The following is a 17,014-nucleotide window of genomic DNA, read 5'->3' on the forward strand; positions in this document are numbered from 1 at the left end:
AAAAATCGTTGATATATTTCAGAAAATAAAAAAGTGGATAACAACATGTTATCCACTCTCCTGTTATTATAATAAAACCGAATCCTTATCACTATCCTGATTACGTTTTTCTCTCTCTTCTGCTAAACGCTTCATATACACTTCGCCTTCTTTTTCAATAAACTCATTATCCATCTCTTGCTCTTTTTTCGAAGTATATAAAACCATGTAGCCACTTAATACGATTCCAACGATTACAAGATACACCCACCATGGTAAAGTTTCCACTCTACTTCATTCCTTTCCTTAGACAAGCCTTATTAGTTTCACTGTATGAGGAAAGAAGTACATTTATGCTTAAAATTTTATCATTGTGGATTCTTCGCGAAGAACGCTTGTACATATTCCATAAACTCGATTGGTTCCTGACGAAATGGTGCGTGGTATCCTTTTTCAATAATATGGAACGTGCTATTCGCAAATAACCCATGATACAGTTCACCATTTTTCCAAGAAACGCTCTTATCATTTCTGCCCCATATAATTAGAGTCGGCACCTTAATTTTATCGGCTTCCATCGCAATGCGGCGCTCTCTCATTTTCGTCAGCTGATCATAGTGCTCTTTATCGTCGCGACTATTTTTCACTTCATTTTTATTGTAATCCGTAATCTCAGTTACAGTTTGTAAGTCTGTCGATAGTGGCGGCACTTCATAACTTTCTTTTTGCTGAAAAGACTCTATTCCTGTAGAATCCGCCAAAATGAGATGCGTTACTGCATCCGGATATAAATACGCTAAATTCAGTGACATCTCTCCGCCCATCGAATGACCAAGTACTGCGAATTGATCATATCCAAGCTTCTTCATTAACTTATAATATAAATTCACTTGCGCAGGAAACGAATACTCAAAATCAATTGGTTTAGAAGAACGCCCAAACCCTAAAATATCCACTGCAATAATCGTGTGATCTCGCGCAAGTTCCGGATAAATATCACTAAATCCATCAGAAGAACCACCAAACCCGTGCAGCATAAGTAAAGGAGGCTTCCCCTCACCAATTTTCTTAAAATAAATCGTCTGCCCGTCTATTTGTGCCATACTCTCTTTCGTATTTATCTTCATCATAACAGTATCTTTTACTTCTCCAACCTTCGCGATTGGCTTATCAACGAAGTTACATACGATAAGCAAAACGAGCACAATACCGCTAATCATATAAAACTTAAACCGTTTCAACATTCCCGTCTCCTTTCTCTTGTTGCTATTTAAAGTTTTTACATTATTTGGTTGTTTTATAATTATTTTTAATTGTAACTATAATGGTTACAATTATATTAAAAAAATATTACTCACCGCTATTAGTGATGGTTGTTTTGTAACTATTATAGTTACATATTTAAAGTAAGTCAATTCTTTTTACGACCAAAAAGAAAAGGGACCTCGTTGTGAGGTCCCTTCACTTTATTATTTAATTTAAAAATGGTCAGCATGTGAGTCTTGTTTGCTAATACCGCCACCGTCACCTTTATTGAAGTTGGCTGGTGCTCCTCCATCGCCTCTATTATCTGCTGGTGCTCCGCCTGTTTCACCAATGTTAACGTAGTCTGGTCTTGCTGGCGCTCCACCCGTGTCTCCTCTATTAAAACTAGCATAGTCTGGTTTTACTGGTGCCCCACCAGTATCTCCTTTATTAAAACTAACATAGTCTGGTCTTGCTGGTGCTGGAACATCACCGTGCTCCGCTTGTTGTACAAAAGAACTATTTAAACCGACAGATACAATACCAACTAACACTATACCAGTTACAGCCATACCAATTTTTTTAAACATTATTTTAATGCTCCTCTCTCTATCTTCTTCTCTTTTGCCTGTAATGCTTTGTAAAAATAGTCACTTGCTTTCATGTAATTAGCATCCTCACGAAACTTTATTGCAAGTTTTTCAACATATTCCTGAGTGTAACTATATAAAGATTCTTTATCAAAATAAGTAATTCCTTTAAGAATAATTTGCTCTAATTCTTTAATAGGAACATTACCATTTACTGCTTTTAAAATACTAAAATGATGTATATACTCTTCATTTTCTAACTCCATACAAATATTTAATCCTCTATCAATTAATTCTTCAGCAATGTTTGTTTCTCCCAGTTTAAAATGTTCCCTAGCTTGTAGGAAAATCGCTTTGAAATGTGCTGGGAATTTCTCTGTTACTTCTGAAAGATGTCGAATAGCTAGTGCAGAAAGGTTTTGACTTGCGTATAGCCAGCCTAAATTATGACGTACCCTTAAAAGCAATATAGCGTTATCCTGTTTTTGTAGAATATCTATCGCTGAATTTAAACACTCTTCTGCTTGTTCATATTGCTTTATTTGTATGGCAGTTAGTCCTAAAAGATTCTGAGATAAAGCAATATTCATATCTTGTCCTGCTTGTTTTGAAAAAATTTCTTTAGCTTTATTTACATATTTTATTGTATTCATTGGTTGCCTTGTATTGTAGAAAAATGCAGAAAGACGATAACAGAATTCCCCATATTCTAATTCATCAGGGATATATTTTATTAGTGTTTTGGCCTTCTCATAACATCTACTTGCATCATTGTAATTTGATATTAGAGTTGCATGCATTGCCTTAAAAAAATAATAGTAATATGACAAACGATTTTCAGACGTTTTATAAATTTCATCAATTTTATCAAAACTATTTTTAGTAATTTGTAAACCATCCGCCAGCACTTTATATCTAAAATCTAATAAAGAGTAATATAGCCACAAATCCCCATCCTCTTTTACATTAGAAAATTCACTCTCAATCTCTTCCTTCATCTCCGTTGCTTTCTCTATATTTTGCTGCAACATTACACGATACCAATCATCTAAAGAATGTTTCATTTGCTCCCTTGTTACTACATCTGCTCCCATACACTCGCATCCCCTTTTCTTAAGCTTACAAAATTAGGGTATTTATACAATTATCAAAATTGTATATTATCACCTCTTTTCTATGTATTGAAAAATAATTGTCAGAAAATTTATAATTTAAATGAATTATACCAAATATTTCTATTTATAAAACTTGAGAAAAAATTTTCAGAAAACTTTATAAACCAAATAAAAAAGCAAGCAGTTCTAGCGATCCGCTAAAACTACTTGCTCTTCTACTTATTATTGTTACTCTTTAATAAATTCCTTCGTACTTCTCACTGTATCAATTGGACGAACTAATTTTTCGATTTCTTCACGTTTTGGCTCTAGGAATGGAGGTAACGATAATTTTTCGCCAAGTGTTTCGTATGGCTCATCTCCCATAAATCCTGGGCCGTCTGTTGCAAATTCAAATAAGATTTGTGGTGCAACTCTTGCGTATAATGATTCGAAGAAGTGACGATCTACATAGCCAGATGAAGGAAGCCCTACGCTACTGATTCTCTCGATCCATTCTTCTAATACAGCGCGATCTTCTACGCGGAATGCAGCATGGTGCACTGTACCAAAACCTTGTCGTGCTTCTGGAAGAACCGTATTATGTTCTACAATGACAGATGCACCGTTTCCGCCTTCGTTTACTTCAAATAAATAGAATTCTCCTTCTTGCGCAACCTCTTTAAATAATAGAACCTTTTCTAACACTTCTTTGAAGAAACTAAAGTTTGCAATGCGGATGAATACAGGTCCTAAACCAGTAATTGCATATTCTAATGGAACTGGTCCGTTTTGCCACGGTGTACCTGATTCGATTCCTTTATCAAGTTCATCTGAAATTAATTGATAATGTTGGTCATCAAAATCAACGAAAGATAGAGTTTTCTTACCAAATTGCTCTTTAATTCCTGTATGTTCGACTTCCAGGCGGTCAAAACGTTTCACCCAATATGCTAACGCTGCATCAGTTGGAACACGGAATGAAGTTTTTGAAATTTCATTCGTACCGTGTACTCCCTTTGGAATGCCTGGGAAGTCAAAGAATGTCATATCTGTTCCTGCACTACCTTTATCATCTGCAAAGAATAAATGATACGTTTGAATGTCATCTTGGTTTACTGTTTTTTTAACTAAACGCATTCCTAAAACGTGAGTGAAAAACTCATAGTTTTTTTCTGCACTACTTGTAATTGCTGTAACGTGGTGAATTCCTTTTAATTGGTTCATTTTCTATTCCTCCAATGGTTTTAAAATTATATTTTCTCTTCTATTACTTCTCTTCAATAGGTGCTAAATTCGCTTCAATCTCTGCACGCTGATCTTCTAGGAACGGTGGTAAATCAAGTTTTTCTCCTAAATGTTCCACATCTCCATCAACTGTAAATCCTGGTCCATCTGTTGCAATTTCAAATAGGATTCCGTTTGATTCGCGGAAATATAAGCTTTTAAAATAGAAACGGTCGATGATTCCTGAAGACTGGAAACCTCTTTGTATCACCTGTTCTTCCCAATAAGCAAGCTCTGCATCATTTTTCACACGAATTGCTAAATGGTGGATGCTACCGCGGCCCGGTTTTTCAGTAGGACCATCTAAATATTTCACAACGATTTCTCCAAAAGCCTCGCCTTTAATGGACTGAAAAATCGCTTCCTCTTCGCTGCGGCTAACCTCTGTATAACCAAACATCTCTGTAAGTGTACTCGCCATTTTATCAAGTCTACGAACTGTCATTTCCACAGAACCCATTCCTTGAATTTGATGCTTTGCAGGAACTTCTGATTTCTCCCAAGTTTCCCAGTGCTCCACTTTTTCTCCGTTTGAAACGAGTAGTACTAAGCGAAGACCTTCAGCATCCTCAAACTGCAAAGCAGGACGATTTGCATATGTTGTTATTTCACTATGTTTTACATCAAATTCCTCAAATCGCGCTTTCCAGTAATGTAAGCTTTCCTCGGAAGGAACGAGTAATCCAATTCGAGTAATCGCATTCGTACCGCGGTACGTTTTTCCTACTAAAGGAATTTCAAAAAAAGATAATTCCGTACCTGGACTTCCGGTTTTATCTCCATAAAATAAATGATACATTGATGGATCATCTTGGTTTACTGTCATTTTCACGCGACGTAAACCAAGCACATTTTTATAAAAGTGATTATTTTCATTTGCATTTTTCGTAACCATTGAAATGTGATGATGCCCTTTAATTTTATACATTCGTAATTCCTCCGTTTCATTTTACTAGTCAAGTGATAACTAAAAAAATAACATTTCCCACAACTAATATGGTTTTTAGCGTTTTAATTTATTCTCATTATGTTTTTGTAAATTCATCTTAGTTTTTACTGCATAAGTTACTTTGTTTTGTAAGTCGAAAGCAAGTGAGTGTATATTTTTCATATGACTCAATCGCTTTCGTTACTATCACTTTACACCTCAAGTGATTAAAAAGCAAGAGATTTATCTCAAATTCGAGGTATTTTTTTATTGCATAACATTTTGGACTGGAGAATGGTTTAGTAAATATAAAAAACATTAGTAGCGAAAAGAACCGTCAATCTAGATTAAAGTTGCAACGCCATCAGCAAAACAAAACATCAGCAAATCAGGAGATGTCTCCCCCTATGAAACACCAGATGGGCAACTTAATGGATTGAAAGGATACCTTGCCTTGATCATAGATGTTAGATGTTGGTGGTATGAGTTTAAGTAAGATAAGAGACTAGCCTCCTTTTACAAATTCAATGTTGATTCTATCAACGTCAATTTCAACATACTTGTTAAAGTATTTACTGCGTTCCGGGAATATTTCATCTTCATCTGTAATAATAATCCCTGCATCAATAAACCTACGTTTTAATATTCCACTAATACGATACTTAAAAGAATTATCAATTCTTTTTAAACTTTTAACTCCATCTGTTCCTTCGTTTATTTCAATATTATCGAAAACTGTAATGTCGAGAATAACAGGATAATTTTTTCCTTCTTCAATTTTATATGAACAAACAGTGGAGAATCCCATAACGTTTACTTATTTTTTGCGGATAACTTGTGCATAACGTCCATCTGTTAAAATGTACCTTACGATGACTTCAAAAAATAACACAACCCTTTATTTTCCCCTCTACTATCGTCGTACACTGTACATAGCCATTATAATCTATAAAACAACAATAAAAATTTAACACTTAATAAACTTATAAAATTATAATGCTCTTTTAAATTTCTACGCTAAAATGCAAAAAGCACTTGTTGCCTTTAATTGACAATCAAGTGCTTTAAGTTCATCCATTTTTAAGTAGCATAAATTTGTAAGTTTTGTAGTAACAGTATGACACCTTTTACATGTCATGACAACTACTACGTTAAATCTTACGAGTTTGTACGAGTTCGTTAGTTTTATATACATTCCGTGTATTTATATTCATCACCCAGTAAAATGTCATCTCTCCAAACCTCGTACCTCGTTTTCTTATTCTATCATTGCACATAGCACTCTATGATGGTACAACCATCATGGAGTATGCACTTTTAAACAACCTATTCTTTTTCTTTCCACTACAATAATAAGTTATTTTCTTGTTGACTTGCCTTATGTGCTTTTATATCTTTTCAACTTTAAACATTAGATGCTCTTAATTACCTCATTAACAGATTCACTAAACATATCAGGGTCTTCATTTTTTATATCAATCAATAATTCTTTAATACTAATCGTAATTGATGGATCAAATTCCGAAAGTACTTTTCCATATGCTAATCTTACTTGAGGGTGATTAAGAATTCTATAATGTAAAATTTCTACCCATTCTTTTGCTGAGTTAATCATCTTCGGAACAGCTTTAGCAATACATACAAGTCCTTCTTCTATATTATTTTTATATAAGCTCTCTATTCCATGAATTAAACCAAACATAACCTCAAATTGCTCAGTCTCATCATCCAAAACTAAACATAAATCTGTAATAACAAAGACGTCGTTGTACTCTATTACTTCCATTAATGACTCATTAAAATCTCGTATCTCATTTTCATTTTCTAATAAACGATTATCATATAGTCTTTTTAGATGACTCTTAATATCCAAAGGTAATCATCCTTTCCATGTTTTATTTATCAAATAAATGCGGATACAGCTCTTTGTTTCTTTTAATAACTTCTCTTAAACCTTCTCTTATCTCAGCAGTATGTAAACCATCTTTTATATAAATTCTTCGAGCATCCAAAATATCATGAGCTAAGGCATCACGAAAGCTAAGGTTTAAATACGCCTTCGATTTTTCTCCTGATAGACCATATGTATATGTTTCACGATGTCTCCCACCGGTCCCAGGATGAGGTTGTTCCATATTCATACTCACACCATCATTCCTTTTTATACCAGCTTGTTTCATTTTCTCTGCAGAAGGCATATGATGTGGAGTAATATTATCAAAAGCAGTTCCTTGTTTCACAAGTTGTTTATAGGTTCCAACTTTTCCTTCATTAGTCAATAGAGCTTTACCCGTCCCCTTAACTACATCGGCTCCTCCAACAGGTACTTTTTTAGCTATATTTACAGCCTCAGTAGCCTTAGCAGTCATTTTAACTCCTTTTCCTACTTTAGCTATCTTTCCAAAGGGTGTAAGGCCGGCTACAGCCATGACACCTGCTCCAGCACGTTCCCACCCCGAAAGTTTTTCGCCAGTAGATGGATCAATACCATCCCAAACACGACGAACATCATACTCACCACTTATTTCTCCAGCTATATCCCTAGCTAATTTTCCACCATCAAAGCCGTTCTCTTCAGAAGATGTTTTACCGCACATTGCACCTTCTTCTATTGTAACATCTTGATCATCCGCATTGCGAAATTTTTCAGCAATTCGTTTCAAATCTTCTTCTACTTGCACAAGTGAATTGATAGATGTAAAAGCTTTTGGTCTCGCATCATTGAACATTTGAACGAATTGTTGATTAGAGGCACCAATCCATTGAAAACACAAATGATCAATTTCATTACATAAATTATTATGTATAGATTCTAATGCGATTCGGGTATTACTTGCACGATTAGCAACTTCTTCTAGCATTTCAGGTGTCACTTTGATTTGAACCATTTCTTTCCTCCCTTTCCCCAATTAAAATTATGAGATAAAAAGAAAAAAATGTAAATACAGAAACTTTAGATTAGTATAATAATGTGTATATAAAATAAAAGGGCATCCCCAAACGGAAATGCCCTTTTATTTCAGGTTTAAATTAAACCCATCCCTTTTAACATCTCAATTAAACTAGTATAGAAGTATTCACATGCCTCTGTCTCAGAATTAAATGTCTTAAGATTACTCTTTGTTCCTCGCTCACTATACTTCCCATACTCCATTCTGTTCATTTAAACAATACGATTCGTTTGGTAATCCACCCTTTAAACTATATAAGTCCTTTGACACCTCTTCTTGTAATAATTTCTGTTCTAACTCATTTTTTTGCATGTTTAGAACTTACCCTTTTCAATGACTCTTCTTCAATTATTTCCTTTTAACTATTTCATTTTTAATAAAAAAACAGCCCCACTAAGCTACTAACACTTAATGAGGCCACTTTATTCACACTATTAATTATGGAACGACGGCTTATAGAACGAACGATTATCAAGAGCAAAGACACGCTCAGTGTATTCACCTGGTTTTGTGCGTCCTAATGCACGGTCCATCATGTTCATTTTTGCATCTAAGTTATCGATGTAGTGCAGAATTTCTGCTTCTTTTACTAATGGTGGTTTTGGACTACCCCATTCTGCTTTTCCGTGATGAGAAAGGACGATGTGTTGAAGAATTAATACTTCTTCTGCATCGATTTGCAGCTCGTCTGCTGCTTTCCCAATTTCGTTCACCATAATCGAAATGTGGCCTAATAAATTTCCTTCTAACGTATACGTTGTAGAAATTGGGCCAGATAATTCGATTACTTTACCAAGGTCGTGTAAAATAACGCCTGCATATAGTAAGTCTTTATCTAATGATGGATATAGATTTGAGATAGCTTTCGCTAAATCAAGCATCGATACGACGTGATAAGCTAGTCCAGATACGAACTCGTGATGGTTCTTCGTCGCTGCTGGATAGTCTAAAAATTCGTTTTGATGCTTATTTAATAAATGTCTTGTTAGACGTTGAATGTTCGGGTTTCTCATTTCAAATATGTATTGCGTAATTTTCTCAACCATATCTTCTTTTTTCACTGGTGCTTTTTCTACGAAGTCTGAGATATCCGTAACTTCATTTTCATTCGCAACACGAATTTGTTTCACACGTAATTGAATACGTCCTTTGTAATTTAAAATATCTCCAGCCACTTTCACGATTGTTTCCGCTACATATTGTTTCTCAACTTCTGGTGATACGTCCCACAATTTCGCTTCAATATCTCCACTTGGATCTTGTAAGATTACTGTTAAAAATGGCTTTCCATTGCTTGCGATACCTTTTGTCGCTGTTTTAATTAACAAGAAAATATCGACTTGTTCACCAACTTCATACTCTGCAATTTTCTTTTTCATTCGAATTCCTCCACCAAATCAGTTACTTTTAGTATAGCACACTACAACTCATTTTCTTTACGCTTATGCGTTAATTTTATAATCTGTTTTTCTGTAAAATACGCGAGTAAATGCGCATGACATGTAAAGAAGATCACTTGTCTATCCTTTGCAATTTCCTTTATAAGTTCAATCGTCCGATTCGTCCTTACCGCATCAAAATGCACGAAACTATCATCAATAATAAATGGATAATCATGCTCAAATGTTTTTGCTAACGCAAATCTCAGCGATAAATACAACTGCTCAGCTGTCGCTTGGCTTAGTTCATGACTATAAAAACGCATACCGTCGTTACGCTCTACAATAAACGGCTCCGCCTCTGACGGTGAAAAGATTTTACTATATCGTCCGCCTGTTAAATAGACGAAATACTCTTCTGATTTTTGTAAAATACGAGGAAGATGTACTTCATGATAATATTGCTTCGTTTTCGTTAACACTGTCTTTGCGGTCGCATAAGCAGCCCATTTCTTCACTTGTTCACGCACTTGCGCTTTTTTCATTTCCCATTCGTGTAGTAAATCACCATACGTACTACCTTCTTCTAAATTCGCAATTTCCATACGATGTTTCGCAATACGCTCTGTCAGTTCTTTTTCCTTTGTAAGACAGTTTTGCATGACTGTCAGTTCTTGCTTTAATTTTTCATCATACCCGTCAGCTTCGTAATGTTCAGCTAATGATAAACTCGTTAAACGTTGTTCTAACAGATCAATTTGCGGCAATAAACGCCCAACTTGCTTCTCCGCATCTTCACGTTTTTCCGCTAGTGTACCTGCCTCTAAAAACATCTCTTCATTTGTAGACTCTGCGATATGCCATAAACTGTCTCGTTCTACTAACAGTTGTTTCAATTGTTCTTGCATGAACTCATATTCTTCTTGCCATTCCGCCAGTTTTTCTTTTAACTGCTTACAAGTTTGGCGTTTTTCTTTCTCATTTTGCATACGGCTTTGTGCCTCGTGTAGCTTATTATACTCCGCACTACCGATAACAGTTTCTAGTTTATGTTCAAATTGCGAAATCATTTCATATAATGAAGATTTTCGCGTGTCTTGTTTTTCTAACTCCCGATATAATTGCTGCATTTTTTCCATACGCTCAAACGCCGGCAATACGTGTGCGTACGTATAAAATTCAGGGAACGTATACCGCTTTTTATACACATTTACTTGTTCGCTCGTGCGGAACGTTTCTCGCTCCCATTCCTCATACGATGAAACGACTTTATCATACGCTCGCTCCATTTGCTGTAACTTATATGACTCACGCTCAAATAGTTTACGTATCTCTTCATCTTTTTCTAACTCATAGCGCACTGACATCGCTTCTTCACTTTGTCTCCCGCCAGCACTTTGCTGAAGAGTAAGAAGTTCTTCTTGTAATCCACTTGACGGATCCTTATATAAAACAAGGGCAAGAACAATCCCTACAAAAACGATGACGCTAATAAATAAGAGCGGGCGATTGTCTATAAATAAGCTTGTGAATAAAATGCCTGTATTAATAAGAAGTAACAGAAGACAAACTCTTTGCCACTGCTTTTTCTTTTGCATAGCCGCTCCTGCTTTTTCCTCGTACTTGCGCTTCATTTTCTCTGCGCCCATACCGATAAACGCCGCATCTTGGAACGACTTCTCTTTCTCAGCTAACGCATTTCGCTCTTCATCCGCTAACATTTGCTTCTGAATCTGTCTTATATTTTCTTCTTGTTCTTCTAATTGCTCCTGCGCTACTTTAAAACGATCATCAAGCTGTGCTTTTTGCGTTTCTAATTCACGCGCTTTTTGTACGGTTTGCGTAATTAATTCTTTCGTTGCCAAACTCATGTCAAACGACAGGACTGTTTCTTTTTCAAAAGTAGCACCAATTTGTTGCTCAAGTTCTGCAAGCTCTTCTTTTATATTCGTAATCGTTCCTGTCACATCACGCATTTCTTGGCGTGCATTTTCATACGACATATGCTGCATACGAAGTTCTTCTACATAACTTTCTTTTTGTAAAAACTCTTCGTCTATTTGAATCGATTCCATTTCCAATTGCACTGTCTCTATTTTTTTATGGAGCGAATCAACTTGCAACTGGAGCGGCTCCATCTTCGCCTTAATTGCTTCATAGCGCGCCATTCCGTTTACAGGAAACTGTCCTTTTTCATCTTCTAACACTTTCTCATGCGCACGCTTTTCAATAACGAGAGGCTCAAGCGCCGCTAATATTTCATAATCTTGCTTTCGTTTTTCTGCGCTCTCTTTTTCCACGCGAACAGAAGCAAGCTTCTCTTCACTTTCTTTTAACTGTTTGACCTGTTTTTCATACGTGCCAATTTTCCCTTGCCACTCTTTCATCTTCTCTTCCAGCTTCTTCATCTCTTGCAGTGACACGTTAATTTCTGGCTTACGACCACTCGGCTTAAAACGCTGATCCATTTCTTTTTCTAGCTTTTTATCGAGCTGCAATAACGCATCACTTCCGACTGCGCTTGCTGAAAATAAATAATTGCCGATGTCCGCTTCACCAAGCTGATGAATGTTTTGAAGACCGTGCATATCAAATGAAAAGACAGATTCAAATAAGCTCTCATTCATCCCGGTTAATATATCGTGTAAAATTTCTTCGCCGCCCGTTTTCCCGTCTTCAAAATAAACGGTTACTTCACCAGCGGCCGCCTTTGGCAATCGTTCAATTTTCAAACGGCCGTACTTCTCTGTTTGTACAGTCATCGCACCGCCATACTTGCCGCCTTCTTTCGGTTCATAACGGCGCTGTCCTCTCGTCGGAAAACCGAATAAAATACTTTTCATAAACGAGCGAATTGTCGATTTTCCCGCTTCATTTTCACCGTATAACACCGTCAGCGTTGAAAGATCCATTTCCACATTTTCTAATTTTCCGTACCCATAAATATGGAGTTTTTCCATTCTCATTTCTTATCCCTCTCTTGCTGGAATAATTGTTCTAAAATAATATTTTCCGCTTCCTTCTGAATCTCTTTCTTCTCTTCCTCTGTAAAAAATTCAATACTATTACGCGCTACAGGAGATGTCCAAATTGTGCGCAACACGCCGTCCATATTGGTGAAAGCTTCTAACTCTTTTAGCACGCTACCGACGAAATGATTTTCTTCTTTCAAACGTTCGATTTCCGCAAAAGAGACCGTCTCATTTTTCCACTTCATCGCATACACGAAATCTTTTCGCTCTTCGCCCGCTGCTAAAATATGAAAAATCTCTTCCACACGTTTTTCATCACGTAAATAAGGAGAAAGTGGCCCCTGTCCTGTAAATAAGACTGTTAATAGCGTTCCTTCCTCTTCTCTTCGGCACTCATTCATCGCACTTGATACGCTCGTCATAAGTTCATCGACAGTTTCAAGTCCATCGATGCTCACTTCTATCTCATCCCACACAACATCCGCCGTATGGAAAAATGAAGTATGCGTTCCTTGTTTCGTAAGTTCAATCAGGTATGCACCTTTCTCGCCCGTTTCCTTACGATGGCGACCTTGTATATTACCCGGATAAATAATATATGGCTCCTCTGATAAAATTTCACGTTTATGTATATGGCCAAGAGCCCAATAATCAAACTGCTTTTCTTTTAGCTCACGAAGTTGAAACGGCGCATAGCGATTATGCTCTGCATCTCCTTCCACACTTCCGTGAAGCATGCCAATATGAAAAGGCGCATCACTCATTTTCTTATACTGTGCTGTCATATTATCCGTTACCGCTTGTTGCAAATAACTAAAACCGTAAATAGAAGCTAACAACTCACCATCTTTATAAAATGATTTCTCTTCTACATAAGGCTCTGTAAACACATGAACATTTTCTGGAAAATCAATTGCTGCCCAGCTTCCTCCTAAATGATCGTGGTTACCGTGAATAATAAAAACAGGGATATCGTACTGCGACAGTCTCTTCATTTGCTCGCGCACAAACACTTGCGCTCTCAAACTTCTCGTCTCCGCATCATACAAATCCCCGGCTAGCAATACGAAATCAACGCGCTCTTGAATCGCTTTATCAACAATACGTTCGAACGATTCAAACGTACTCTGCTTCATTCTCTCCCAAACAGACTGCGGTACATTCATCCCCATCCCTTTAAACGGACTATCCAAATGCAAATCAGCCGCATGTATAAACTTCACTTGTTTCACAAATAACGATCCTTTCTATGTTTCAAAAGTTTCACCTTATTGTAACACGCAATGTCACATATTTCTTTGCATATTCTAGTGATTTATGACAAAATAGTTATAAGATTCTGATTTCTATCATTGGAGGGAATTTTCATGGGAGTATACGTTCTAACAGTCTTTGAAAAAGATGGTTCAAAAGCATTGGACGAATCATTCGAGGCGGCAACTGAAAAAGAAGCGAAAACAAAAGGTGAATCTCTTTTACGAGAAAAAGGATTGTATGAAAAAACACATCGCTGCACATCTACTGCAGGTAAGCTCGTTTTATTCCAGCGCTAAAAAAAGAAGCGTCATCCGCTTCTTTTTCACTCTACTATATCTTCGTCACACCACGTAAACACCACATCTAGAATGCGATTACCGATACGTACGCGTTTATTCCATTTTCCTGTTTGGATCTGATGTTGTAATTCTGCTTTCATCTTTTCCGTCCAGTCGTGAATCGTTTCACTACCGTCGTACGGATATACGCTTGGAAACTCTTCCTGCAGTAGATGCAAGCTCTCTGCATCAAAATGAAAATGGAAGAAGTAGTTTGCTGTAAGCGATGGTTCTTGCAATCGTAAAAAATGATCATCAATTTGCTTTCTATTTCGATAGAAAGTAAAGATATTCACTTTACCGCTTGTAATTTGGTCAATTTGAATTTCGTGCTTCTCTATAATCACGTCTTGTCCACCTCGTTGTATACTATCTTTAGTATATATGTCTTTTGCAACAAAGTTAACCATTTTCGCGCGAAATTCATTTCCTTCATTATATTACCTGTACCTCCATATGCAATCAGAACAAATAAAACAAAGTTGAAGGGGAGCGATTGCATGTATTTCGGAAGCAAAGGTTGGTATGTAAAAGAACTTAAAAAATTAGGCATTCGTACTTATGAAGGTAAAAAACTAGAATCGTATCGTACGCATGTGTTATCTAGTTTACTTGAGAGAATGAAGAGAGCTTCGGCTTAATAGATGTAGGAAGTAACTGCGGTTGCTTCCTTTTTCATGCAAAGACTATAACTTTTGTTTGCAAATTCTTATCTTTTTTCAAAAAATTTTGTATAAAATCCTGATCTAAAGTTATAAAGTAATCACATTTATTTCTAGCTATTGCTAAATGCATTGCATCGTAGGCCTCTAATTGATAAAGCTTCATATACTGAGCTGCAGCATCTATAGCCTTCTTATCAGAAGAAATATATTCAACCTTAATTTTGAAGTGATTTTCCATACTATACAGAAATTCCTCGAAGATTTGAACAACGTTTGTATAATACGCTGTTAATCCACTTCTTCTTTTAGCATGCCTTTTTCCTACCTTTAGTAATTCTTTAGCATAAACCTCTTTACTTTCATCTTCAGATTCTGCCCTTACTTTAATAATATATTGATAGATTTCATATAAATTACATGCCGCTTCTATAGAAACAATATCTCTTCTATCATCTTCACTCAAACACCCTATTCCTTTAGATTTTATATTTTCCATATTCTCTATATAGATTTTCAATGCTCGCTCAATTTTATTTTTCATAAGAATACCTACTACTTCTGTAAAAGTATGTGAGCTAATCCCCATTTCTATTTCTTTCTCCGTCCATGCGTTAATTAAATTAGCTACCTTATCAGAACGAGTATCATCTTCATCTAAAAATGCCAAAATAAAACAAGCATCTACATAAATCGATGCTTGTTGAATACTTAAAACAGCACCCTCACCTTGAACGAAATTAGTTACCATTTATATTTCTCCCTTATCTTTCTTCTTTATAAATATCTACTAAATTTTTACTACCTGCTGTACGAGTTCCGATCATTTTGCGTAAATCTTGAGCATCTTTTGGGCGACGAGTTACTAATTTCTCTGTTTCTTTTGTTTCTAACGGTTGCATATCAGTCACTACTTGACTCATATCTATTACCCCCAATTCATCTTCTTTTTCATTTAAATTTAAAGACTGCCCTAACTTTCGACATCTGTCCATGCTTTTCCTCCTTGTCCAAATTAAAATTGTTACATACATTTTTGACAGAAAAAAGCTCTACTTAAACATATGATTTTCTAAGTTAAATCATGAATCTGGAACATAAATTTTGCTGTACAAAAAATCTCCTCAAAGTATAGACTTCAAGGAGATTTTTCTTTTAACCACATATATATTAATATCAATTTATTCACCTTCAATAAAATTCCCTCATACCAAAAATGCTATAATAAATCCAATCACACTAAGGGGGAACATTACTTTGCACGGAAAACACATTCAATTTCACAAGTTCGGCAATCCAAAAGATGTATTACAAATGGAATATAAAAACATAGAACCATTAAAAGAGAATGAAGTGCTAGTTCGTATGTTAGTTAGACCGATTAATCCATCTGACTTAATTCCCGTTACGGGAGCGTATGCTCATAGAATTCCGTTACCTAACATACCTGGTTATGAAGGTGTTGGTATTGTAGAAGATGTGGGAGCTTTTGTTTCTAGAGACCTTATCGGCAAACGGGTTTTACCTTTACGCGGAGAAGGTACTTGGCAAGAGTATGTGAAGACGTCGGCTGACTTTGTAGTTCCTATTCCTGATTCCATCGATGATTTCACAGCGGCACAAATGTATATTAATCCTCTTACGGCGTGGGTTACATGTACAGAAACGCTAAACTTACAACGTAATGATGTTTTATTAGTGAATGCTTGTGGATCCGCAATTGGTCATCTTTTTGCGCAGTTATCACAAATTTTAAACTTCCGACTCATTGCCGTGACAAGAAATAATAAGCATACAGAGGAGTTACTGCGCCTAGGTGCTGCATATGTAATCGATACTTCCACTACCCCGCTTTATGAAACCGTTATGGAATTAACGAACGGGCTCGGCGCGGATGCTGCGATTGATTCTATCGGAGGACCGGATGGAAATGAACTCGCTTTTTCCTTACGTCCAAACGGGCACTTTTTAACGATCGGCCTTCTATCAGGAATACAAGTGAACTGGGCAGAGATTGTCACGAAAGCAAAAGTGCACGCGAACATATTTCATTTACGACATTGGAATAATGAAGTTTCACCATATAAATGGCAAGAAACGTTTCGTCATTTAATTCGCTTAGTAGAAAATGAGCAATTACATTTTATGAAAGTCCATTCTACGTATGACTTAGCGGATGTGAAAGCGGCCGTTGATGTTGTGCAGTCTGCTGAGAAAACGAAAGGGTAACTAACTGTTACGATTTATTTAACCAATTATAACGAAAGTTAATTAAATATATCAGTAAGCCCTGCTAGTCAAGTGATTGGCTAGTAGTGAGGGTTAACTGCGG

18 protein-coding genes and 1 pseudogene are annotated in these 17,014 nt (G+C 36.2%); 3 read left to right on the forward strand and 16 right to left on the reverse strand.

The genetic code is table 11. From position 1 onward, the window contains the following. Positions 1-66: 66 nt before the first annotated feature. The 13 genes and pseudogenes from MR079_RS23375 to MR079_RS23430 all read right to left on the reverse strand — a co-directional run bounded on the left by MR079_RS23375 (position 67) and on the right by MR079_RS23430 (position 13,657). A complete protein-coding gene (locus MR079_RS23375) occupies positions 67-267 on the reverse strand; it encodes a sporulation YhaL family protein (RefSeq protein ID WP_000449227.1) in 201 nt (66 codons plus the stop codon). Between the two features lie 80 nt (positions 268-347). Continuing rightward, complete coding sequence (locus tag MR079_RS23380) at positions 348-1,220, reverse strand: alpha/beta fold hydrolase (RefSeq protein ID WP_242294735.1); 873 nt, start codon at positions 1,218-1,220, stop codon at positions 348-350. 237 nt (positions 1,221-1,457) lie between these two features. Continuing rightward, on the reverse strand, positions 1,458-1,814 hold the full coding sequence (locus MR079_RS23385; protein ID WP_000473356.1) for a Phr family secreted Rap phosphatase inhibitor: 357 nt from the start codon (positions 1,812-1,814) through the stop codon (positions 1,458-1,460). Next, complete coding sequence (locus tag MR079_RS23390) at positions 1,814-2,908, reverse strand: response regulator aspartate phosphatase (protein ID WP_071741428.1); 1,095 nt, start codon at positions 2,906-2,908, stop codon at positions 1,814-1,816. The genes MR079_RS23385 and MR079_RS23390 overlap by 1 nt, the downstream gene beginning before the upstream one ends. Positions 2,909-3,157: 249 nt before the next feature. Beyond that, a complete protein-coding gene (locus tag MR079_RS23395; protein WP_001072540.1) occupies positions 3,158-4,135 on the reverse strand; it encodes a ring-cleaving dioxygenase in 978 nt (325 codons plus the stop codon). A 43-nt stretch (positions 4,136-4,178) separates the two neighbouring features. Next, positions 4,179-5,123 (reverse strand): ring-cleaving dioxygenase, encoded by a 945-nt coding sequence (locus tag MR079_RS23400; RefSeq protein ID WP_139868860.1) that lies wholly within the window; start codon positions 5,121-5,123, stop codon positions 4,179-4,181. Positions 5,124-5,628: 505 nt separating this feature from the next. Beyond that, the gene (locus MR079_RS23405; RefSeq protein WP_242294728.1) at positions 5,629-5,931 is read right to left on the reverse strand and encodes a hypothetical protein; all 303 of its coding nucleotides are present in this window, start codon (positions 5,929-5,931) and stop codon (positions 5,629-5,631) included. Positions 5,932-6,534: 603 nt separating this feature from the next. Further along, positions 6,535-6,996, reverse strand: coding sequence for an Imm30 family immunity protein (locus MR079_RS23410; RefSeq protein WP_242294729.1), 462 nt, complete (start codon positions 6,994-6,996; stop codon positions 6,535-6,537). A gap of 22 nt (positions 6,997-7,018) precedes the next feature. After that, positions 7,019-8,011, reverse strand: coding sequence for a WXG100 family type VII secretion target (locus MR079_RS23415; protein WP_242269831.1), 993 nt, complete (start codon positions 8,009-8,011; stop codon positions 7,019-7,021). A gap of 137 nt (positions 8,012-8,148) precedes the next feature. Beyond that, a pseudogene (locus MR079_RS29385) lies at positions 8,149-8,386 on the reverse strand (hypothetical protein). Positions 8,387-8,508: 122 nt separating this feature from the next. Beyond that, positions 8,509-9,453, reverse strand: a complete 945-nt coding sequence (gene yhaM, locus MR079_RS23420; RefSeq protein ID WP_000726638.1) for a 3'-5' exoribonuclease YhaM — start codon at positions 9,451-9,453, stop codon at positions 8,509-8,511. Between the two features lie 41 nt (positions 9,454-9,494). Then, positions 9,495-12,419: an ATP-binding protein gene (locus tag MR079_RS23425; protein ID WP_242294730.1), complete on the reverse strand. Its 2,925-nt coding sequence runs from the start codon at positions 12,417-12,419 to the stop codon at positions 9,495-9,497. Continuing rightward, a complete protein-coding gene (locus tag MR079_RS23430) occupies positions 12,416-13,657 on the reverse strand; it encodes a metallophosphoesterase family protein (protein ID WP_242294731.1) in 1,242 nt (413 codons plus the stop codon). Before MR079_RS23430 ends, MR079_RS23425 begins: the two co-directional genes overlap by 4 nt. 135 nt (positions 13,658-13,792) lie before the next feature. Between MR079_RS23430 and MR079_RS23435 the strand changes: the two genes are divergently transcribed. After that, a complete protein-coding gene (locus MR079_RS23435; protein WP_139868870.1) occupies positions 13,793-13,978 on the forward strand; it encodes a YhzD family protein in 186 nt (61 codons plus the stop codon). Between the two features lie 26 nt (positions 13,979-14,004). Here the strand turns inward: MR079_RS23435 and MR079_RS23440 are convergent, their stop codons facing one another. Then, on the reverse strand, positions 14,005-14,367 hold the full coding sequence (locus MR079_RS23440; RefSeq protein ID WP_029437729.1) for a hypothetical protein: 363 nt from the start codon (positions 14,365-14,367) through the stop codon (positions 14,005-14,007). Between the two features lie 153 nt (positions 14,368-14,520). On the opposite strand from MR079_RS23440, the gene MR079_RS23445 reads away from it, so the two are divergent. Continuing rightward, positions 14,521-14,661, forward strand: a complete 141-nt coding sequence (locus MR079_RS23445; RefSeq protein WP_000273537.1) for a YflJ family protein — start codon at positions 14,521-14,523, stop codon at positions 14,659-14,661. Positions 14,662-14,695: 34 nt separating this feature from the next. Here the strand turns inward: MR079_RS23445 and MR079_RS23450 are convergent, their stop codons facing one another. Beyond that, on the reverse strand, positions 14,696-15,433 hold the full coding sequence (locus MR079_RS23450) for a type II toxin-antitoxin system VapC family toxin (RefSeq protein WP_242294732.1): 738 nt from the start codon (positions 15,431-15,433) through the stop codon (positions 14,696-14,698). 13 nt (positions 15,434-15,446) lie between these two features. Next, positions 15,447-15,677 carry a hypothetical protein gene (locus MR079_RS23455; RefSeq protein ID WP_000373322.1) on the reverse strand — a complete coding sequence of 77 codons (231 nt, stop codon included), beginning with the start codon at positions 15,675-15,677 and terminating at the stop codon, positions 15,447-15,449. A gap of 262 nt (positions 15,678-15,939) precedes the next feature. Here MR079_RS23455 and MR079_RS23460 point away from each other — a divergent pair, with 262 nt between their 5' ends. Beyond that, positions 15,940-16,911: a zinc-dependent alcohol dehydrogenase family protein gene (locus MR079_RS23460; RefSeq protein WP_242294733.1), complete on the forward strand. Its 972-nt coding sequence runs from the start codon at positions 15,940-15,942 to the stop codon at positions 16,909-16,911. Positions 16,912-17,014: the final 103 nt, after the last annotated feature.

It is taken from the genome of Bacillus cereus group sp. BfR-BA-01381 (assembly GCF_022663555.1).
GTDB classification, from domain to species: Bacteria; Bacillota; Bacilli; order Bacillales; family Bacillaceae_G; genus Bacillus_A; species Bacillus_A pacificus.